General features: G+C 28.0%; 29 protein-coding genes and 1 tRNA gene. 19 read left to right on the forward strand and 11 right to left on the reverse strand.

What is annotated here, in order from left to right; translation table 11 throughout:
* Positions 1–320: 320 nt before the first annotated feature.
* Complete coding sequence (locus ETU10_RS08315; protein ID WP_146311400.1) at positions 321–1,313, reverse strand: DNA cytosine methyltransferase; 993 nt, start codon at positions 1,311–1,313, stop codon at positions 321–323.
* A gap of 18 nt (positions 1,314–1,331) precedes the next feature.
* Between ETU10_RS08315 and ETU10_RS08320 the strand changes: the two genes are divergently transcribed.
* Positions 1,332–2,210, forward strand: a complete 879-nt coding sequence (locus ETU10_RS08320) for a HaeIII family restriction endonuclease (protein ID WP_146311402.1) — start codon at positions 1,332–1,334, stop codon at positions 2,208–2,210.
* 310 nt (positions 2,211–2,520) lie between these two features.
* On the opposite strand, the gene ETU10_RS08325 is transcribed toward ETU10_RS08320, so the two are convergent.
* The 10 genes from ETU10_RS08325 to ETU10_RS08370 form a co-directional block, all read right to left on the reverse strand.
* Positions 2,521–3,792, reverse strand: a complete 1,272-nt coding sequence (locus ETU10_RS08325) for a PAAR-like protein (RefSeq protein WP_146311404.1) — start codon at positions 3,790–3,792, stop codon at positions 2,521–2,523.
* A gap of 37 nt (positions 3,793–3,829) precedes the next feature.
* On the reverse strand, positions 3,830–4,267 hold the full coding sequence (locus tag ETU10_RS08330; protein WP_146311406.1) for a hypothetical protein: 438 nt from the start codon (positions 4,265–4,267) through the stop codon (positions 3,830–3,832).
* Between the two features lie 11 nt (positions 4,268–4,278).
* On the reverse strand, positions 4,279–5,337 hold the full coding sequence (locus ETU10_RS08335) for a LysM peptidoglycan-binding domain-containing protein (protein WP_146311408.1): 1,059 nt from the start codon (positions 5,335–5,337) through the stop codon (positions 4,279–4,281).
* A gap of 541 nt (positions 5,338–5,878) precedes the next feature.
* Entirely contained in the window at positions 5,879–8,311 is a 2,433-nt protein-coding gene (locus ETU10_RS08340; protein ID WP_146311410.1) for a DEAD/DEAH box helicase family protein, read from the reverse strand.
* Positions 8,312–8,359: 48 nt separating this feature from the next.
* Entirely contained in the window at positions 8,360–9,574 is a 1,215-nt protein-coding gene (locus ETU10_RS08345) for a site-specific integrase (protein WP_146311412.1), read from the reverse strand.
* A 171-nt stretch (positions 9,575–9,745) separates the two neighbouring features.
* A tRNA-OTHER gene (locus tag ETU10_RS08350) sits at positions 9,746–9,811 on the reverse strand.
* Positions 9,812–9,874: 63 nt separating this feature from the next.
* Positions 9,875–10,156: a hypothetical protein gene (locus ETU10_RS08355; RefSeq protein ID WP_146311414.1), complete on the reverse strand. Its 282-nt coding sequence runs from the start codon at positions 10,154–10,156 to the stop codon at positions 9,875–9,877.
* A gap of 4 nt (positions 10,157–10,160) precedes the next feature.
* On the reverse strand, positions 10,161–10,430 hold the full coding sequence (locus ETU10_RS08360; protein ID WP_146311421.1) for a hypothetical protein: 270 nt from the start codon (positions 10,428–10,430) through the stop codon (positions 10,161–10,163).
* Positions 10,427–10,630 carry a hypothetical protein gene (locus ETU10_RS08365; protein WP_146261019.1) on the reverse strand — a complete coding sequence of 68 codons (204 nt, stop codon included), beginning with the start codon at positions 10,628–10,630 and terminating at the stop codon, positions 10,427–10,429. Before ETU10_RS08365 ends, ETU10_RS08360 begins: the two co-directional genes overlap by 4 nt.
* A gap of 10 nt (positions 10,631–10,640) precedes the next feature.
* Positions 10,641–11,336: a S24 family peptidase gene (locus ETU10_RS08370; RefSeq protein ID WP_146311423.1), complete on the reverse strand. Its 696-nt coding sequence runs from the start codon at positions 11,334–11,336 to the stop codon at positions 10,641–10,643.
* A 111-nt stretch (positions 11,337–11,447) separates the two neighbouring features.
* On the opposite strand from ETU10_RS08370, the gene ETU10_RS08375 reads away from it, so the two are divergent.
* From ETU10_RS08375 to ETU10_RS08455, 18 genes are read left to right on the forward strand one after another with little or no spacing between them, the layout of a single operon-like run.
* Positions 11,448–11,672 (forward strand): hypothetical protein, encoded by a 225-nt coding sequence (locus ETU10_RS08375; RefSeq protein WP_146261017.1) that lies wholly within the window; start codon positions 11,448–11,450, stop codon positions 11,670–11,672.
* Positions 11,673–11,682: 10 nt separating this feature from the next.
* Positions 11,683–11,886, forward strand: a complete 204-nt coding sequence (locus tag ETU10_RS08380) for a hypothetical protein (RefSeq protein ID WP_146311425.1) — start codon at positions 11,683–11,685, stop codon at positions 11,884–11,886.
* Between the two features lie 56 nt (positions 11,887–11,942).
* Positions 11,943–12,299, forward strand: coding sequence for a hypothetical protein (locus ETU10_RS08385; protein WP_146311428.1), 357 nt, complete (start codon positions 11,943–11,945; stop codon positions 12,297–12,299).
* A 9-nt stretch (positions 12,300–12,308) separates the two neighbouring features.
* Complete coding sequence (locus tag ETU10_RS08390) at positions 12,309–12,707, forward strand: hypothetical protein (RefSeq protein WP_146311430.1); 399 nt, start codon at positions 12,309–12,311, stop codon at positions 12,705–12,707.
* Positions 12,708–12,724: 17 nt separating this feature from the next.
* Entirely contained in the window at positions 12,725–13,807 is a 1,083-nt protein-coding gene (locus tag ETU10_RS08395) for a hypothetical protein (RefSeq protein WP_146311432.1), read from the forward strand.
* A gap of 19 nt (positions 13,808–13,826) precedes the next feature.
* Complete coding sequence (locus tag ETU10_RS08400) at positions 13,827–14,420, forward strand: ERF family protein (RefSeq protein ID WP_146311434.1); 594 nt, start codon at positions 13,827–13,829, stop codon at positions 14,418–14,420.
* 2 nt (positions 14,421–14,422) lie between these two features.
* Complete coding sequence (locus tag ETU10_RS08405; RefSeq protein WP_146311436.1) at positions 14,423–15,433, forward strand: PD-(D/E)XK nuclease-like domain-containing protein; 1,011 nt, start codon at positions 14,423–14,425, stop codon at positions 15,431–15,433.
* Positions 15,430–15,867 carry a hypothetical protein gene (locus ETU10_RS08410; protein WP_146292521.1) on the forward strand — a complete coding sequence of 146 codons (438 nt, stop codon included), beginning with the start codon at positions 15,430–15,432 and terminating at the stop codon, positions 15,865–15,867. Before ETU10_RS08405 ends, ETU10_RS08410 begins: the two co-directional genes overlap by 4 nt.
* A 7-nt stretch (positions 15,868–15,874) precedes the next feature.
* Positions 15,875–16,231 (forward strand): DUF3127 domain-containing protein, encoded by a 357-nt coding sequence (locus ETU10_RS08415; protein ID WP_146311439.1) that lies wholly within the window; start codon positions 15,875–15,877, stop codon positions 16,229–16,231.
* Positions 16,232–16,240: 9 nt separating this feature from the next.
* Positions 16,241–16,438, forward strand: a complete 198-nt coding sequence (locus ETU10_RS08420) for a hypothetical protein (RefSeq protein WP_146311441.1) — start codon at positions 16,241–16,243, stop codon at positions 16,436–16,438.
* Positions 16,435–17,184: a hypothetical protein gene (locus tag ETU10_RS08425; RefSeq protein WP_146292514.1), complete on the forward strand. Its 750-nt coding sequence runs from the start codon at positions 16,435–16,437 to the stop codon at positions 17,182–17,184. The genes ETU10_RS08420 and ETU10_RS08425 overlap by 4 nt, the downstream gene beginning before the upstream one ends.
* Entirely contained in the window at positions 17,153–18,544 is a 1,392-nt protein-coding gene (locus ETU10_RS08430; protein WP_146311443.1) for a replicative DNA helicase, read from the forward strand. The genes ETU10_RS08425 and ETU10_RS08430 overlap by 32 nt, the downstream gene beginning before the upstream one ends.
* A gap of 2 nt (positions 18,545–18,546) precedes the next feature.
* A complete protein-coding gene (locus ETU10_RS08435; RefSeq protein WP_146311445.1) occupies positions 18,547–18,729 on the forward strand; it encodes a hypothetical protein in 183 nt (60 codons plus the stop codon).
* A gap of 53 nt (positions 18,730–18,782) precedes the next feature.
* Complete coding sequence (gene dcm, locus ETU10_RS11435) at positions 18,783–19,784, forward strand: DNA (cytosine-5-)-methyltransferase (RefSeq protein WP_394344705.1); 1,002 nt, start codon at positions 18,783–18,785, stop codon at positions 19,782–19,784.
* Positions 19,735–19,893, forward strand: a complete 159-nt coding sequence (locus ETU10_RS11180; RefSeq protein WP_185145086.1) for a hypothetical protein — start codon at positions 19,735–19,737, stop codon at positions 19,891–19,893. Before dcm ends, ETU10_RS11180 begins: the two co-directional genes overlap by 50 nt.
* Position 19,894: 1 nt before the next feature.
* Positions 19,895–20,137, forward strand: a complete 243-nt coding sequence (locus ETU10_RS08445; RefSeq protein WP_146311450.1) for a hypothetical protein — start codon at positions 19,895–19,897, stop codon at positions 20,135–20,137.
* Positions 20,134–20,676, forward strand: coding sequence for a hypothetical protein (locus ETU10_RS08450; protein WP_146311452.1), 543 nt, complete (start codon positions 20,134–20,136; stop codon positions 20,674–20,676). Before ETU10_RS08445 ends, ETU10_RS08450 begins: the two co-directional genes overlap by 4 nt.
* Positions 20,673–21,158, forward strand: coding sequence for a hypothetical protein (locus ETU10_RS08455; protein WP_146311454.1), 486 nt, complete (start codon positions 20,673–20,675; stop codon positions 21,156–21,158). Before ETU10_RS08450 ends, ETU10_RS08455 begins: the two co-directional genes overlap by 4 nt.
* The last annotated feature ends 2 nt before the right edge of the window (positions 21,159–21,160 follow it).

The raw sequence follows: 21,160 nt of genomic DNA on the forward strand, positions 1-21,160 counted from the left end.
TTTGTTTTCTAAAATAAGTGGGGGTGTTTTTTATAGGGACACTTACTCTCTCTGTTTTGAAGATAACTAAAATTTTTAGAAATTTTTTTAGTGTTTTATACGGATTTCTACTATTGTTTTAATTTTTGAGTTAGTAAGACCACTAGGAAACAAAAATCCAGAGCAAAAAGATTCAGATATTCTCTTGAATTTTTATACTTTCTTGGAATGTTTTTGTTTCCTATATAAGTGGCAGGGATATTTAATTAGGTTAGGTCATGTGTGTGTAAAATTTTTAAAATAAAAATTTATTATATAAGATAAAATAATATTTTACATTATTAAAAGTTATCAATTTGAGATTTTATCTCTTTGGCTAATTCGTATGCGAAATTTACTGGAACTGCATTACCTATCATTTTATAACCAGTTGATATTTTATCATATACAAATTCAAATGTATCTGGAAAAGTTTGTATTCTAGCGCACTCTCTAACAGAAAGTCTCCTATATTTATGTTCTAGTCCTGGAACAAATATTTTTTTATCCTTTCCAGCATCTAACATTTTAGGAGCATCTGGATGTAAGGGTGCGTGTCTTCCTCCTGCTTGTATTGTATAAGATTGTTCATCCCAACTTCTCACCCTATTTCTTGACATAAAAATAGTAGAGAAAGAGCCTGTCATGTATTCATGATTCATAAATAAACATTTGGATAAATTTGAATAATTTTTTTCTTTAGCAGGGATAGCATTACCTTTTAAATCATATATGGCATCTTTTAAAGTCAGTTTTAAATTTTGAGGATGATTGAAAACAAAAGTTTTGTTATTTGTTTTTTTTTTATGAAATCCCACAAAAATAAGTCTCTTTCTATCTTGTGGGACATTATAATCTTTTGCATTTAAAAGTTTAAATGAGAGATTATAACCAGCTTCTTTAAAAAGATTAATTATTTTTTCAATAGCTTCTGAATGTCTACTGGCTAACATCCCAGAAACATTTTCAGCAAGGAAAAATGTAGGCTGCTTATCTTTGAGTATTCTTATAAATTCAAAAAATAGCTGCCCTCTTTTATCTTTAATACCTTTTAATGTACCTGCTTCACTCCAACTTTGACAAGGAGGTCCTCCTATAATCCCTTCGCATTCTGGGATGTCTTGAGATATTATTTCCGTAATGTTTCTTTTATCTAATAAAGTGTTAGGGTGATTTTTTATATATGTATCCCATATTTCTTTATCAAATTCATTTGCCCAAGCAATATTAAACCCTGCTTTTGAGAACCCTAAATCTAATCCTCCGGCACCTGAAAATAATGAGATAATTTTCATAAATTTGTTTTATTTTTTATGAGTTATATACCTAATTTAAATGGAAGAGCTTTAGAATACATTGTTACTAAAACTCTAATTGATAAATACGAATGTATCTTAGATGATAAATGCAAATATATGCAATTTAAAGATGAAGAATATTTTAATAAAATATCTTATGAACAACAGTTAAAATATATAAAAGCATCTATTACCGTTGGAGATTATTTAGAGAGAATTTATAAAATTCATAATAGTATGATAATTAGATTAACTGATTATAACGCTAAATCCCATAATTCTGATGTTACAGATATTTGCATAATGAAAAATAATGAAGAAGTTATAAATATTTCTTTAAAAAACAATCATAATGCTATAAAACATAATAGACCAGGATCATTAGCCCAACAATGTGGTTTTCAACGAAAATCATATGTAGATATTGAATATAGAGAATGTTATAAATTTAATATTGATTTATTTATTAAAAAAATAAATGAAAATTTCAATGATATTAAACTATTTAAAGATATAAAATCTGAATCATCAGATTTTATAAATCATCATTTATATTTTCCTATTTGTCAAAATACAGTAGAATTTATAAATACACATGTTAAGAATAACGAAAATAATACAAATTATTTATTTTCATTTTTAATTGGTTCAAAAGATTTTATCAAAATTATTTTAAAAGATAAACTTGAAATTACAAATTTTTATCAAATCAAAAAGCCTTCTTCAGTTGAGGCAGAATTGCATTCTAATAGTTACGTTTATTTAACTTTTGATAATAATTATAAAATTTCAATGAGATTACATACAGCTAGTAGTAAAATTCAAGGTGTTAGTTTGAAATTTGATTCTCGGATAATAAGCTCAAATTTAGAAACGGAATTTGTTGAGATTTAAACCCTACTCCAAAAAGATGCAGGGTAAAAAAACTTTCTCAAAAACCAACAATATAAAAATTTACAAATGCATTCTTATTAATTATAATGTATTAATATTAAAAAAAGACAGGAGAAGAAGTTTTTGCTTATAAATTTCTATTAAAATTCCATATTTATAAAGTATTTATTATTAAGCAGTTGTGTTTAAAAATTTGTTAAATAAATTCTTTTCTTCACTTTGTTGGTATAAAAGTTCAGCAAATAAGATTAATGTTAATTTCTTTATTGTATTTTAAATATGATTTAGTTAAGGGATATTACAAATAATATTAATCTTTAGTAATAACGCTTATACTATTAGTAGCATCTTGGATAGCTGTTTCTGCTAATTTTCTTCTTGCATTTTCAGAAAAATAACCACTAGCTAAAGGAACAAAAAATAGAGCAATAGCTGAACTTTTTTGAGCCAATGAATTTTCATTTTTTAAAGACCATTTATTATTATATAGCTTATCATCTATGTGAGATATACCATTATACCTCATGGTAGGAGTAATCCTATTTTGATTATAAATGCTATTTCTACGCATGGAATCATACACATCCTGATAATTTGGATTAGTTTTTATTTCTGACCATAAATTTCTAGCTGTTTCTGAATTCAATTGTTGCCTACTCATAGAAACTAGTTCTCTAAATTTAGCTAATAATGCTTCATCTTGAATAACTAATTGCCCTGTTTTATATAATTCAACAGCATCTTCTAAGGTTGGAGGAGCTAATGTTAATGCATTATCCTTTAAAGTATCATAGGTTTCCCCACCTATAGTATTCACATCACTATAATCTTTCTTTTCTGCTTCATTCATTCTCTGATAAATTTCATTATTTGCATAATTATCATTTCCTCTCATTATGCTACTTTGTACAGATGACATAGCGTAAGTTGTAGCAATTCCTGCATAAGTATATGGAGAGCCAAAAGCACCAAAAATTTTTCTCATACTATTAGTAAAAAATTGTAACCCAGAGCCAGAAGTGGAAGCTATTGGTTTTCCTAATAAATATCCTGATGCAATAGCTCCAGCAGTAATAATTGCTGTTTCTTTTATATTTTCATATGCAATAGATTTTGCAGCCTGACTTGCTACATCATAACTAATCATAGGTTGTAGTACACCGCCACTTTTACAAGTAAGCATGGATTCTTGGGTAATAGCTTCATAACCATTAAAATATACTGTTGTTTTATAGTTTATCCATTTCCCTTCTTTCAAAGGAGAAGAGCAATCATGAGTTACTATAGCTATAGTAGCTCCAGCAATTAAAACTACTGCACATATACCAGCTACAGCCCATCCAATAGGATTAGAAGCTAAAATTAGCCCTACAGCTAACCCTGCTATTGCCATCCATAAATTCATTGGCTTTTTACAGATAAATTTTTCATTTGTATTTTTATCCTCTACAGTTAAGAGTGCTTTATCTTTTTTGTAAAAAACAGAAACTTTATTTCGAGTAGGAATTAATTTTTTAGGGTCTGTATTTTCCTGATAGGTACAAACTACATAAGTGTCTTTAGGTATATATGATTTACTCATTTTTACTAACAGATATAATTTTTATTGGGCTATATATTTAAAAATAAATAAGTTTTTTATCTAAATAATAAATACTTTTTTGATAATCAGAAGTATATCCCTCATCATCTGTTTGTATGATTTTATACACTACTTTTTTTAAATTTTTATCTTGAGGATTATTTCGTAAAACGTTATTTAAGACATCTAATTTTTTTTCAATTTCTCCATCACTACTTTTTTTATAAGTTTTGATGAATTCTTCAAATTTATACTTATATTCAAAAAGTTCTTTTACTATTTCTTCTTTATTGGTAATTTCATAAATAGGCTCTCCCGCATTTTTTTTAACCTCAACTTCACAAATACCTAATTCAGCAAATTTAAAATTAGGAGTTTCATGACTTTTTTCTTCTTTATTAAAATAGTAACAAAATATACCTACTAATCCTACCAGAATAACAATAATAATTAGGATATTTTTTTGTTTATTCATAAATTATATCTTTAAAGTTCAACCTTTTTTAAGTCATACTTAGTAACAGTAGCATAATTATTTTTTATTTGTTCACTTATAGAAGCAGTTGCATGAATCATTAATCCTGTTTTATTCTCTATAACATAGGTTATCCTGTAGATATAATCAAACTCAGTAAAAGAATATTTAATTAATGGTTTATACATCTCATTATAGTATTTAATTAATATAGCTTCATCCAAATTTTCTTTAACCAAAGTACCAACTAATCTATAAGTAGTTGATAAATCATCTTCTGATACTTTAGTATTTATAACTTTAATTTTTAATTTTACAGTAGGATAAATTTGAGATTGTTGTTCTATTATATAATCATTTAGTTCATCTTCTAAATTAGCCTTTAATAGAATATGGTAAAATAAATTTTTATCAAGTATATTGGAAATTTCTTCATTATTTGAAAATTCTTTATTTCCATTTTTAATAAAATTCTTAATAGTATCAGGACTTCTTTTTTCTAGTTCTTGAAAAAAGGGAATATTTTTAACTTCATTGTTAGAAAAAAAATCCCAATTTTTTTTTAATTCTTTCAAGTTATATATTTGTGATATTTTACCTAAATTATTTTGAGTAAAGATTATTTTCTTTCGTAAAAATTCTACTTGTTTAATTAACTCGAATGCTTCACCTATTCCATCTGGTTCAATAGAAGTTATATAATCTTCTAAATTTATTTTAAAATACTTTTTAGAATCTTTTTCTAAAGAAGAAAGTAAATATTGTGTTTTTATTTCACAAGAAAAATGAGGTTTACCATCAACGGTAACTAGATTATTTTGATTGCATCTATAACGGGCTTTTTGAGTAAAGTTTTCTAATAAGTTATTATTTTCTTGCTCAGTTTTTATTTTTTTAGGAATAGGTACCTTAATTTGTTGTCCATATCCTACATAAGTACTTCCAAAAGGAACTTTGAAAAATCTAACATTTGGATTTAAGGATTTAATATCCTCCGGGGATATATTAAATTTTTCTGCTATAGATGATAATTTCTCCTCTTCATATACTGTATATATTTTATATTCCATAATAATAAGTTTAACAAATAACTCTTCAAATGTAGGTATTTTTGTTCTTTTTTGGATAAACTTTATTTTTATTTTAGTATTAATGGGTGGATTGGTTGTGATTTTATTTCTTATATGTGGTTTCTATGGTAAGACTTATCTATCATGGTCTTTTTAATGCTTTCAGTAAAATACAACGCATTTCTGAAATGTGTTAGTTATTATTTTACTCCAATTATTGGTCATTTCATAGGCTAATAGCAGGGCTGATTTGATTTTTATAAATCTAGAAGCTCCTGATAATCCTAATCGGAGTTTTACTTGTTTTCTTTGACTTGGTTTTAATTGTATAGTCTTAAAATATTTAATGGTTAATTTTAAAATGAAAAATGGTTAAGATATAAATGAATTGTATAGAATACCCTCTGAATAAAAAAATATTCAAGGGGTATTTAGTTAATGGGATATTTAAGGGGATTTTGGGGATTTTTAATATAAAATTCCAGTTTTGTTTGCATTTTTATATAGAATATTAACAAGACTGGAAGGATTCCATCTATATTTATTGAATAGGACTAACAAAATCTATAACCATATTTGCATCTGGAATATCTAGAATTTGTATTATTTCTGAAATGTTTTGATTCATATGTGAATTATTAACTCTTCTTTCTCTTATTTCAAAAAAATCCTGTTTTAAATACTTATAAAAGGCTTTTTTTTTATCTAATTCACTATAGTCAGTTCTTATAAAAATATTTTTAAAGTCAAATATCTGATTTTGAATTATAAAATCATAATTAATAAGGGAATTAATCATTTCATCAAATTTATTTATATCCTCTGTAGAAGAAATAAATTCTAGATTAGGAGTATTTAATAAATATTGTATATCTGCTCCTGAAATAGTCATATACTTGATATAGTCATCAATAAGCTTTTTTCTAAAATAATCCATATTTAAATAGGCATTAATTAATGGAGAAAATTCTCTCTGAGAATTACTATTTTGTATTCTTAAGGAATGGGATATACAGGCTCTAAAATAATCTCCTCTAGTATATTTTTCATCATCAATGGGATCTCCATTATTATCAAAGTCTAATTTATATAACTCATTTCTATTTTCAGGCATTCCTCTTTGATAATATGATAAGAGTTGTTGTTCAAATTCTTTATTACTAAAAGGTCTAATTTGAATATACTGATCTTGTATATCTGTTTTATATAAGCTTCTATAATCATTAAATATAATTCTTCTCAATTCCTGAAAATGTAATAAATGAGAGGATGAATTACTAAAAATATACTTATTAGTATCAAGATAACTATCTATAAATTCTTTTAATTTCTTTTGTATTTTCCCTTTTATAAAAAATAGAGTAGGTTTAACTGTTACAGAAGCTAATCTGCAATTAATAAATTGATTCGTTATAGCACAATAAGTAACATAAGAAGACAAATCCCCTCCAAAAAAATTTTTAGCTATATATTTTTCTCCATCATCAAGTCTAAATAAATGATAATCTGGAAATTCCAACCTAGTATGTCCTTTTCTTTGACTTTCTTCAACATAACTTATTTCTTTTATCACATTTTCTTTTAATTCATTAAAATAAAAATCCCAAGTAAGTCTAGCTTGATATTTTAATTCAGAATAACTTACTGTATTACTATTTTTATCCTCTATGGAACCATAGAATTCAGTGAATTTTTTTTTCTGATCTTCTGTAAAATTATTTGGTAATGAGTTAAAATCAAATTTATTTGGAGGAGGGAGTATAATATGTATTTGTCCTTTTTTTCTTTGTCTAGCAATAGCTTGTATTATTGAATTTGCCCCATCTGAAAATATCCCATATTTATTGGATAAAGAAGATCTGGATCTTGAAGGTGGCATAATAATAATTAAAGCATGGTTTTCTTTTTCTATATTAATTCCTGTCTTAAAATTGGTACCTACATTACACTTTTCTGGATTGTATCTATTTGAGGATATATTACCCAACATACTATCATTTTCTGAATTATTTACAGTACAGTTTTGAAGTCTTCCAAAAGTTTCAAATAATGGCTTACCTATTCCCTTTGTAGTATTTTTACATATATCATCTGCTAATTTTTTAGAATATGATAAAATATCTATTTTTTTCTCTTTATCTATAAGTTCTCTAACTAGTTCTACAATATCATCATTGGTATAGGTGTAATGACTAGCTGGATTAAAATGTAAATATAGTTCACTTTGCTTTTCTGGAAATACAACTCTTTTTGATTCTAAAATTTTTAACTTATTCTCTGTTAATTCAGCTAAATAACCTATCACTATTTTAGAGGCTTCATTAAAAGTAGCACTGATAATAAAATTTTTATGAATTACATTTTTCCATTTCCAAAGATTAAAGATAAATTTTTCTTTAAAATTATGAATAGTATCATGTATTTCATCATAGATAAAGACTACTTTTTTATTATTACTTTCACACTTTTCTACTAAATAATTAATATAATTCCTCTTTTCTTTACTATTAATCAAACTATTATCTCCTGGATTACCTAGAAGACAATTGGCTGTGACAATTTGAATCTTACAGTTCCAAGCATCAATTTCCCTATCTTTTCCTATCCATTCATATTTGTAAATCTGTTCCTGTGGTATTCCTTTAGCAATAACTGCATTATAATACTGTTCTACTAAACTAATAAAAGGTGAAGCAATAAAAATCAGGTAATTTTCATCAGAATCATAATATTTTTTTACTATTTCAATAATTGAATAAGTTTTACCTTGACCTACTGCGGAATTAATAACTATAGTATTTTTCTCCCCTAAATTAATATTATCCTGTATAGATTGATTTATATATCCCTGTTCATCAGCAGAAATATCAATTTTTATTATTTCATTAACATCATTAAATTCAGAGAAATATTCAGGATTAAGTTCTTTAAATTCAATAGGGAAATTTTGAAAAGATGTGTTAGGTAATTCCATTATAATTATTTATGCCATAAAATTAAATAACATAATGATAATTTTAAATTATTTTTTATCTAATTTTCTAATTAATTGCTCTATATGCTCACTAACTTTCTTTTGGACTACTTTTGCATAATATTCCTGAGTAATGGTAATTTTTGAATGTCCTAATAGTTCACTCACAATTTCCATAGGAACATCATTATAGAGTAAGACTGTAGTAGCAAATGTTTTTCTTGCTATATGATGGGTAAGATTTTTATTAATACCTACTATATCTGATATTTCTTTTAGATAGGAATTAAACTTCTGATTAGATATACTGGGTAATAGATAAGTGCTTACTTGTGAGCTATATTTCTCTATTATGTTAGTACTTTTGGGTAAAAGAGGTATAGATATTTCTTTTTGTGTTTTCTGTCTATACATTTTAATCCATTTATTTCCATTAAAGCCTTTTATTATATGTTTAGATTCTAAAGTACTCATTTCTTGATAGGCTAATCCTGTATAACAACAGAATATAAACATATCTGCTACTTGTTGTAATCTGGTTTGTGAAAAGGTATAATTTTCTAACTTAGATAACTCTTCTTGGGTCAGGTAAACTACTCTATTTTCAACTCTTTTAGGTTTGTATAGTAGAAATGGATCAGTGGTAATAAATCCTTCTGCTATAGCTAATTTTATTATCTTCTTAACTCTCTGAATAGATTTATTAATAGTAATCTGTTTTTGATTTTTATTAATTTTTAAGTAGTAATCAAAATCCTGTAAGAATTTTAGATTTATATCTTCTAAAAGAAAATTATTTTTGTTGTACTCATATTTTATAAAGTTTTTTACATGGTTTTTAGCTTCCTTAAACTTGTTATAGGTAGATTGAGTGTACTCCTTTCCTATTAACTTCTCCATTCTCTCATTATGCAAATCAAATACTTCTAGAAGAGTTTTAGAAACTTTACTATCCTTTCCTTTATATTTTAAGTAAATATCTTCTACATCAAAAACAATTTCTTGCACCTGTAAAAACAAAAAAGCCTGATTAATTTGTTGTTTAATCAGGCTTAGCTGTGTATTGATAAAAGTATTTTCTTCATTTGGAGGTTCTGTTTTCTGATGCTTATTATTCCAGTTATCTGGATAAATAAATAATCCTGTAGAAAATGGTTTTCTATTGTTATTATATGTTATCCTACATTTGATAGGACATTTTCCTTGTTTATTTATTTTTGATCTTTCCAACAAAAACAATATAGATAATTTATTAATTTTCATTGTATTAAGATTTTAAAAGTGGGATACCAATTATAAATTTTGGGATACCCAATAGGATACCTTTTTAGTATGAAGTAGTAAAAAAATAGAAGCTATATAAAGAAGTAAAATCATGTAACTCACTGATAATAAACAAAAAAAGAGAACCAATTTCTTGATCCTCTTACTTAGTAGCGGGAACAGGACTCGAACCTGTGACCTTCGGGTTATGAGTTCGATTTGCTCCCTTATCCCACCCTATTTATAAGGGGTTCAAAGTTTGAAACAATTGAAAAAGTGGTACTTTTAGTGGTATTGTTTTTAATTAATTTTTTCTTTATTCATATGAGTTTTAGAGATTAAAAATGTATTTTTTTCCATTCCAAAAATCCAATTTGCATTTATAGAATAGGTCTTACATATTTTTTCTATATGTTCGGCTGTAAAATGATAACTCTGTTTTTCCTGTTTATTCTGATTTTTTATCCAAAAAACATTTTGCTTTTGTAAGCCTATTGCGTCATAAAATTCTTTTTTAAAACGAATCTTACCACTCTCTTTAAGCACTTCTATTAACTCTAGTATTTTTTTATCAGAAGTCAACACACTAGTTTACTTTTTTGTTAAATCTTATATATACAGCACCACAAGAAGATAGTTTTGTATCTAACCTTACATCTCCCTCTTTCACATCTTTTACATTACTACAATCAAATTCCTTATCATATGTACTTGGAATAGGTGCTTCATTATTACAATCAGGAGGAAATTCATAATATCTTGTAATATTCCATGTTTCCTTACAACCATCATTATTATCATCACTTGAACAAGTGATGATGAATAATAATCCAAATAAGAATAAAAGTTTTTTCATTTCTTACAACCAATTATTTCGTTAATTTCTTCTTTTGTAACACCTTGTTTTTCAGCAATTTTTTCTAGCAATTTAGTTTGGTTTTCTGATTGTTTTATAATACTACTAATTCCAAAAACCCATCTAGTTATACATATACAAACAATAAAAGCAAACATAATTAGAGCAACTAAACCTATAAAGGAAATAATTTCTTGCATATCTATATTTTTAAAATTTTCTTACTATTTGAACAACATTAAATAGTTGCGCAACATCACTTAGCTTTAATATCCTATCTTCATAAAAAGAGTTTAGAGAGTGAACTGTTATTGTACCATTTTCAATATCGTGATTAATTATTCTTTTTATAATTATACCTTCCGTCTTGTGAACAATCACAAAATCCCATCTTTTTATATGAAGTTTATATTTCCAATATTCTTGGTACACCTCTCTGGCTAAAGCCAAATCACCCTCTCTATAACTTTCCATAGAGCCATCCTCCATACTATCACCTTTAATTTCAAAAAAAAGATATTTTCCTTTCAACTCTCTATCCATAGGGATAGGATGTGTTGGTAAACTTTCCATATATCCAGGATCATCAAAACCCCCTAAATAACCAGCATAAGCATATTGAGAAACAACAGGTATTTGAATTATATTCATAAATACCTTTTTTGCTTCTGTATCTTTAAATTGAACATTTTTGAGCATTTCTCCTTCTCCTGTAAGAAGCCATGATTTATTAATTTCGGAATATTTCTCCGAAATTTGTTCTAATGCTTTATGCCCTATTCCTTTTCTTATAGAGCTAACATAACCATTACTCAACCCACAATTCTTCTCAAATGCACTAATAGGGATATTTAAGTATTCTATATATTGTTTTATTCTATTTTTAACACCGTCATTATCAGACATATAAATAATAATTTAAAGAAGTTCGTAAAAAAGCACCGAATTATTTTGTTTTATTCGGAACTTTGCTCTATATTTGCTATATCAAAATGAGAAATCAAATATAGTAATAAAATGAAACTTACAAATGAGGTAATAGAAAAAATTAGAACTGATATATCTTTAAGATATGCTATATCAGAAAAGGTAGGTAGGTCAGAGAGAGGGATATACAATATGGCATATAGAGTTAGTGATACTCTTCCTTTAATTGTTAAATCATCTATTAGAATAATTGAGAAACACACTGGACTTAAGGAGTCTGAAATATTCGAAAAGGAGAAGTTAAAAAATAGATAGTTCATTAGTAATGACAGCACAAACAGTAACCGATTTATTTAACATTCTTCCAAAGAGAGAGCAAGAAGTTTTCTTAAAGATGAATGGTTTTAAAAAAGTTATTGAAGAGCCAAAAAGAAAAATAGGAAGAAAAAGTAAAGAGGAGGAATTGAGAGAAGCTTTAAACTCTCCCTTAAATAGAAAGGTAGATAGCTTCTTAAATAAAATAAAATAAAAAAGCCCTGTCGGCAAACAGAGCTTAAAAATCACAAAATCTAAATAAATAGACTTATGACAATGATTGGAGCAAAAGTACTACAAAAAGAAGAATTGACCAAAGAAAAGATTAATTCTGCCATACAGAAAGGAATAGATAAATTCTGTAAAGATTATCACGAAGAAGACAAATATCAATATGAAATTATTGAAATATCAAATGATATAATAGAAGTTGATTTCAGCCTTGAAATAGAAGATGAAATAGAGGAGTACTACTACTGGGTTAAAAGACAAGAAGCAACACATAAATACAAAGTGTATGAGCGCCTTACTATTGAATTAGACGAAAATGAAGATTTAGAAGAAAAGTTGGAATCCATTTTTGGTGCCACAGAATTATTCATCTTCGATTTAAACCAAAAATATTAAAACTATACCATGAACGCACAAATACAACTACAAGGCTTAATTAATATTCATGATGAAGCTTTAAATAATAACAACACTAAAATGGCTTTTCATGCCAAAAATTTAATCACTAGGATAAAAGATAAGGCGCTTCTTGATAATATTAAAAATTTAGATTTTTTATGCTTTGATTATTTCGGAATAGTCCTCAAAAACATTAAAACCAATAAAACCTATTGCTTACCTGCCGGGGATGTAATTGGTTGGTATTTCAGGAAAGAAAGACCTATGAGGTTTATTCGTACTCCAAAAGATAATTTCATCATAGAAATATTAGAAAAAGACTCAAAAAGATTGGAGCCTACACCAAAAGAAATAAATGAAATATGTGTAGAGTATAGATATAACCTATACGAAATAAAATCATAAACCTAAAAGACTAAAAAATGGAAACAACTATAATAACCACACAAGAAATTAATAGCTCTGTAAATAAATTAGAAGGATATAGAGAAAAACAACTTAAAGTTCTTGAACAAAATCCTTTCATAGAGATAACCGATAATAAAACCTATGAAGAAGCTAAAAAAGCTAGAACAAACCTTGTGTCTGCAAGAACTGAAATTGAAAAAGTAGATAAAGGAATAGCATCCATTCTAAATAATTTCAGAAAAGGAATTTCAGATACAAAAACAAATCTCATTTCCATAACCAAACCAGCAGAAGATTTACAACAAGAAGAAGTAAAAAGATGGGAAGAAATAAAAGAACAAGAAAAGCTTGAAAAAGCAAGAATTGAAGAAGAAAGAAAAGAAAATATAAAACAGAGCATATCTCAAATAGTCAATAAATGGAAATCTGAAATAAATGTTTTAGTATTTAATAAAATAGACAGTTATAAAGACTTTTTTAATTCAGAAATAGAAAATACAGATAAATCAAAATTTGAAGAATTTGAAATTGATTTTTTAGATAAAGTTGAAGAAGTTAAAACGCTCCTTAATTCAAAAATACAAGAGTTAAAAGATAAAGAAAATCAAAGATTAGAAAATGAAAGAATAAGGAAAGAGCAAGAGCAAGAAAATCAAAGATTGAAAGAAGAAAGAAGAAAACTACAAGAAGAAAAAGAAGCTCAAGAAATTGAAAGAAAAAAAATAGAAGAGCAAGAAAGGATTAAAAACGAGCAAATACAAAAGGAACAAAAGCAGGAAGCTCAAAGGTTAGCAGAGGAAAAAAGAAAAATAGAAGCAGAGAAAAAAGCAATTGAAGCTGAAAAAAGAAAACAGCTAGAAGAAAAAGAGAAAAAAGAAAAAGAGGAAAGAGAAAGAATTGAAGAAGAAAAAAAAGCAAAAAGACTAGAAGAATTAAAACCTGATAAAGAAAAAATTGTTGATTTTCTCGCTTCAATTAAAATAGTTGAGCTGCCAAATCTTAAAGACCCGGACATTCTAAAGCATTTAAGTTCTATAACCATCGAAATAAATAAAGTTATAGACAACAAAATAATTGAAATACAAGACTTCAAATAACCCCTAAGAAATAAAAAAAATGAATACAGAAAACAAAACAAACATATATCAAAAATTACTCAAAATACAAGAAGAAATAAGAGGCTTAGGTAAAAACACTAAAGGATATAACTATCAATATGTGTCAGGTTCTAAAGTTTTAAATAATATAAAACCTATTATGAATAAATACGGTCTATTACTAAAACAAGAAGTATTAGATCTTGAAAACATAAGAATTGATTACAACCAAAATAAAGAAGTAATTAAATCTGAAATTCTATCCAAACTTAAATTAAAATTTACATGGATAGATGTTGTAACTGGAGAAAAAGATGAAAATGTATTTTTTGCCAATGGTATGAATGGTTGGGATAAGGGCGTGGGTTCTGCACTAACTTATGCAGAGAGGTATTTTCTACTAAAATACTTTCATATATCTACAGATGAAGATGATTTAGACTCTTTATTAAGAGAAGAGGATCTAAATGAAATTTTAAAATCGAAAGACATAGGATTATTAATCTCCTTTGGGAAAGAATGGACTACAGAGCCTAAATCCATGACACCCGATCAAAGTATTGCATTAAAAAATAGAATCAAAGAATTAAGAGGACAATCTAAAACCAAATAATCATGAGTGTTTCTTCCGTTATAGCGACCGATATTTCTGAACAATATTATGCTGAAAATCCAGAAGATTTAGATGCAATTATAAATCAGGAACCTAAAAAAACAGAAAGAGAAATATTAATAGATCAATTAAAAAGCAGAGAAAAAGTATTAAGTTATTCATCTATAAAACACTTAAGTAGTCCGGTAAATTTCCTTAACTATTATTTAGAACCCAAAAAACCACAAACAGAATCTCAAAAAAAAGGAAGTGTTATTGACTGTTTAGTACTTACCCCAGAACTATTTGATAAAACTTACTCCATTGTAGAAAATACCCCTACCACAGAGCTGCAGGTTAATTTCTGCAAAGCAGTAGCTGAGAGTAAAGATGAATTAGAAGTGGCTTTTGATTCCTTGTATTTTAACTTTTATAAAAAAGGAAATCCTGAACCTCTAAAACATTTAAATGCTTACATAATTGCTTTAAAAAATGGTAAAGACATCATAAGTAAAGACCTATTTAACATTTGTGAAGCTATTTCCAATAATTTAAAAAACCAAGAAGATGTTTTAGCTGAATTGGAAATAGTTGAAGAGGTCCAAAAAAAAATTGAATTTGAATTTAAAGGCTGGAATTTTAAAGGAATACTAGATACTTACAGCCCGAAAATATTTCATGACTTGAAATTTGCTTCTGATTGTAGCCCTGACAAGTTTGAGTATGACATGAGAAAGTTCGGGTATGATATACAATTTGGGCTTTACTCATTAGGCTTAATGATCCTAGGAAAAACAATGGTACCTAAATTCAAATTTATTGTTTATGATGAAAAATTCAACTATTCAATTATTGAAGTAGATGAAGGTTATTTAGACTATGCCAGAAGAAAGGTAGAGTTTTTAGTGAATTGCTTAGACAAGATGATTGATGAAAATGCATTTTCTAAATCTTATAATTTCTTCCAATCCAAAACAAAATTTTACAAACCTGCATGGATTAAAGGTTTTGACAACGAAATTTTTAATGTATGAAAAAAACAACCATAATTACCTCTGTAGTGAATGGAAGGATTAAAAGAAATAGACATTTAGTTACTAAGATCTTTCAAGCCTACGAAGGTAAAAACTTAAAATTAACCTTTGAGAGTGAAGGAAAAAAAAGGAGCAATCCTCAAAATGCTTATTACTGGGGAGTAATTGTCCCCCTAATTCAAGAAGGAATATTTAATGAATGGGGAGAATATATGAGCAAAGAACAAGTCCATGAAATGCTTAAGTATAATTGTAATTATAAGGAAATAGTGAATGAAAATACTGGAGAAATTATTAGGTCCGTAAGAAGTACTTCAGATAACTCAACGATTACTCAAGAAGATTATCATGAAAAATGCAGAAGATTAGCATTTAACTATTTCAACGTTGAAATCCCATTACCAAATGAAGAGTTAACCTTAAAATTTAAATAATAAACAAATGGAAATTGAAGGCAAAATTAAATTAATATCAGAAGTTCAAACTTTTGATAGTGGTTTCAAAAAAAGAGAAGTGGTTATAACCACAGAAGAACAATATCCCCAACATATATTAATAGAATTATTAGGAGATAGAACAGAAATAACCAACAGTTTTAAAATAGGAGATCAAGTAAAAATAGGTATAAACCTAAGAGGGAGAGAATGGGTAAACCCACAAGGAGAAACTAAGTATTTTAATAGCATTACCGGTTGGAAAATAGAAAAATTAAATCAAGTTAATAAACCAGAGCTAGCCATTCCCCCTACTCCTACATCACCAATGCTGTCAATTGATGATGATGATTTACCTTTTTAAAATAACCTTATGAGAAAGCCCTCCCTTTTAAATCAAGAAGAAGTAATTGAAGTAGTAATGAAAAAGAAAATGACTATTAAAGATTACTATGAATTATTAAAAAAATTAAGAAAGGATGGTTTTAAAGGGTGGTCTATCCAAGGTTATGAAATAGGTTATTATCAAGGTAATAAAGCAAGTATTAAAGTACAAGAAAGTAAAGAATGAACTATATAGAGTTGATTAATCAGTTTTGGCAATGCAATAATGAACTTCCTATCGGTTGTAATGCAACTGCGGTGTATTTCTATTTATTGAAAACCTGCAATTCATTAGGCTGGAAGCGAAACTTTAAGCATTCCGACAGATATATAGCTATTCAATTAGGTATATCAGTTAACACCGTTAAAACTGCTAAAAATAAACTTAAACAATTAGGTTTAATTGACTTCAAAACTCCTGAAAAAACTTCTAGAGGTTTAAACGGTTCTACCACTTACACCATACTAACACTATCAGAATTTGACAGCGTTCCTATATGCGATGTTGATAGCGTTCCTGCCCCCGTTCCTATATGCGATGTTGATAGCGTTCCTGATACAATAAATAAACTAAATAAAACTAAACTAAATAATAAAGAATTAGAGAAAGAAAATCCACCTACTCCAGCAATTCCTCTTGATGAAAATTATTACCAATTGCAAAAGGAAAAACTATTATCCAGCCAAAAAGGTTTTGAGAGGTGGTGTATGAAAAAGAAATGTACTCGAAATGAAATGCTGTTGTATGTTGATGACTTCATTTCACAGCAGGAAGTGATAGAGAAAAGATGGAATAAAAATGAAATAATTGTGCATTTTGAAAATTGGATCAATAAAATACCTCATTCATCTCAAGCTATTCAACAAAATCAAACTAATCAACTAAATACCAATACCTTCAATGAACCATCTAGACCTAAAATTACTCTCTGAGCGTGAAAAAATAGAGCTTGATATCATATCAACTTTGGTTTCTTACCACAATTCATTCAGTGTCGTTGCTGATAAATTAGAAAAATATTTATTTTCTAAATATGAGTTTGTTGTTTTGTTTGAAATAATTCAAGATCTATTTCAAAGAAGTGTTAGAATTGACCTTATTAACATTTCAACCGAGCTTAGGAAAAGAAAGCTACTTGGGGCTGTCGACGAAGTATTTCTTATAAACGTTACAAATTATTCAACGACGACGGCAAATTTAGAACGAAATGTATTTCTTTTAGTTGAATTAGCGACAAAGGATCAGTGCGTTAAAGGATTTAATGAATTAGCAAATCTGGCAAACGATGATTCAACTGATGTTTTTGAGCTTAGAGATCGTGGGTTTAAGTTTTTTGAAAAAATTTTAATTGATCAATTTACATCTAAATTCAGCAATAGAAAAACTTTTAAAGATCTCATAAATATAGTTAAAACTAAAGCTATATCAATTAAAGACAACCCTATGCAAGGGGTATACTCTTCTTTATCTGTAATTCAAAAAGCTATCGGTGGATGGCAAAAAACTGATCTTTCTATTGTTGCTGCAAGACCAGGAATGGGAAAAACAGCCTTTATGATACAATGCATCATTGATGCCTTAAAAGCAGAAATGTCAGTAGGTGTTTTTTCTTTGGAAATGTCATCAGAACAATTAACAACAAGAATTTCAACCAATATTACTAAAATTCCAAATTATTCATTTATAAGATTAGGATTTACACCCGGGGAAGAAAAAGTATTTAATCAATATCAAAACCATTTAGAAAACCTAAAAATTGAAATGGATGATACTGCATCTCTATCAATTACTGATTTAAGAATAAGAGCAAAAACAATGAAAATACAGAAAAATATTGATATTCTTTTTGTGGATTATTTACAACTTATTTCAGGGGAAAAAGGTAACAAAGGAAATAGAGAGCAAGAAATATCTGCTATTTCTAGGGGATTAAAAGCAATTGCTAAGGAATTAGATATACCGGTGATTGCCTTGTCTCAGCTATCGCGTTCTGTTGAGAGCAGAGGTGGCAGTAAAAGACCTTTACTGTCTGATTTGAGAGAATCTGGAGCCATCGAACAGGATGCCGACGAAGTGCTTTTCCTTTATCGTCCTGAATATTATAAAATAGATACCTGGTTAGAGGATTATAATAACGAAAAGGCTACCAACCAAGCAGAAATTATCATTGCCAAAAATAGACATGGAGGGCTTTTAGCAGACAGATGTATGGTAGACCTACCTACTTCAAGATTCTATGACATTCCTAATGAAAGTGTATCTATTACCGCTACCCCTGATGAAGCATTTTAATTATGAAAGAATCTATCAAACAACTTAAAGCGCTATTGAATTACAGGTGTAAAGAAAAGGGAATAAGCTATCTACTAGAAATAGAAAAGCAGATCAAAAACGATAAGAATTTATCTAGGAATAAAGAAATATTAAATCTTTTAGAAATAATAAAGAAAAAACAAAAAATAAAAGAATTGGAATGACACATGGTAGTTTATTTAGCGGTATAGGTGGTTTTGAATTGGCCGCCGAATGGATGGGATGGGAAAATGTACTACACTGCGAAATAAACCCAATCCTGCGTCAATTTCTTCAAATAAAATACCCAAAAGCAATAAGTTATGAAGACATTAAAAAGACAGATTTCACTCTATGGCGAGGAAAAATCAACGTCCTTACAGGGGGATTTCCTTGCCAACCATTCTCCTTTGCTGGACAACGAAAAGGTACAGAAGATGATCGACATCTCTGGCCGGAGATGCTTAGAGCTATTCGGGAAATTCAACCACGCTGGATTGTGGGTGAAAACGTTCGCGGATTACTTAGTTGGGATGAAGGGATGGTATTCGAACAAGTGCTTATTGAGCTGGAAGCTGAAGGCTACCAAGTCACACCATTTTTACTTCCAGCTTGCGGTGTCAATGCCCCGCACAGGAGAGATAGAATTTTCTTTATTGCCTACTGTGCAGACGCAAGGATTGAAAGTGTGCAACAAAGAAGGGAAAACAGAATTTTTGGATCTAGGTTTACTTCCAACCCCGACAGTATCAGAGGCGGTAGGAGGACCACAAAAAGTGAATGGAAAGAGAAAAAAAAGGACTTCCGGACAGGTGTATACAGCAAAACTACAAGATCTAGCTTATTCAGGATTACTTCCAACTCCTGCAACGAGAGACTTCAAGGGAGGAAGATCCACAGAAACTCTAAAAAAAGTAGATCGTTCAAAAAAGAATTCTCTACCCGATTTTTTTGCTCTAACTGGCAAGACTTCCCAACTCAATCCCCTATTTGCAATGGAAATGATGGGTTTTCCGCCGAATCATTGCGAACCATTATTAGAAATAGTACTTATGGAATACTTAGCGAAAAAGAAGAAAACAAAATTATTTCAGAAACGATTAGTAGAACTAGAAAAGAAATAATCCAAGCAGGAGGAAATGCAGTAGTACCTCCTTTAATCCTACAAATATTTAAAGCCATAGAAAAATATGAAACTAACAGAACAAATAACCAGCGAAAAACAACGTCAACTCGATAGAGCTAAGGCAATTAAAGCTCTTGAAAAAGGCAAAGAGCTTGAGAAAACACAAATATTGAAAGGTAAAAAATATAGAAGAATAGATAACAAAACTTTAAAATTAAAATAAAATGAAAATAGGAATAATAAAAGAACAATGTAAAAAGGGGCGTAGAGTTTACTATTATTCTTACTATGACCTTGAAACGGGAGAACATTCAGAACCTAAAGAAAGTATTATAGTAGATGGAGAAATATATTTAATAAGTGGTGTGCCCTGTTGTTTTATTGAAAATGTTAGTGGTGTAGTAGCATTATCTCATTTAGAATTAATTAAAAAGGTAGGATTAAAATCTAAAAACAACCAACCATGACAACTAACTTTAAAATAGGCACAACAGATATAGTCTTATTAGATTACAAAAAAGGAGGTGGTAAAATAATTATATCAAGCAATGACCATGGGTGTTTCGATTATGAATGGCTTTGTATGGGTTCTAACATAAAAGAATTTTTATTAAATATAAATGCTGATTATTTTGCTAGAAAATTATCTAAAAATATACTTTCTTTTTCCAGCGAAAAAACAATTGAGGTAATTAAAGATTATATAAAAAATGATATTAGATTGATAGAAGGTGAATTTGACGAGGAAATGGGAATACTAAATACCTATTTAGATAAAATTAACGAGTATTGTCGTTATTCACTAGAATTTGTTGAACACATGCTAAATATATGGGATAGGATAAAATATTTAATGCCAGATTATAAAAAAGCAGAAAAATTTAAAAAAAATGTTATTGATTATTTGCAAGAAGAGCCTCAACATTTTATACAGGAAGATTATTCAGATGGCTATATTTTCTTGTCAGAATTATTAAAAAAAATACAAAAAGAACTAAAACCATGACATTACCATTTTCAACACAAATAGAGGGAAAACCAAATTATTTTATAGAAAAAATTTGGCGAGGTCTTCTAAATTCTAGAAAATCTCCTATTTACATGTATAGCATATACAATAATAAGTATGCGGAAATATTTGGAGAAAGTTGGGGGAGTAAAATAGGTTTATTACCTAAAATACATACTATAAGACAGGATAAATCCAACCGATGGAAAGAAGGTGATAAAATACACTTTGTAATAAATAATAGGACCGCTAACCAGTTTGAATTTGCACCTGTTATTCAGTGTGTAAGAATACAAAAGATTGAAATAATACATAAACATATTCCTATGGTTAAAATTGATGGTCAAGAGCAAAGTTTTTATGAATTACAAAGGCTGGCATCTAATGATGGCTTTGACAGCGTAGAAGAGTTCTTTAAATATTTTAAAGAAGATTTTAATGGGAAAATAATCCATTGGACAAGTGCAATATATTTATAATT

Origin of the sequence: Apibacter muscae (genome assembly GCF_007845595.1) — a bacterium.
In the GTDB taxonomy this organism is placed as follows: Bacteria; Bacteroidota; Bacteroidia; order Flavobacteriales; family Weeksellaceae; genus Apibacter; species Apibacter muscae.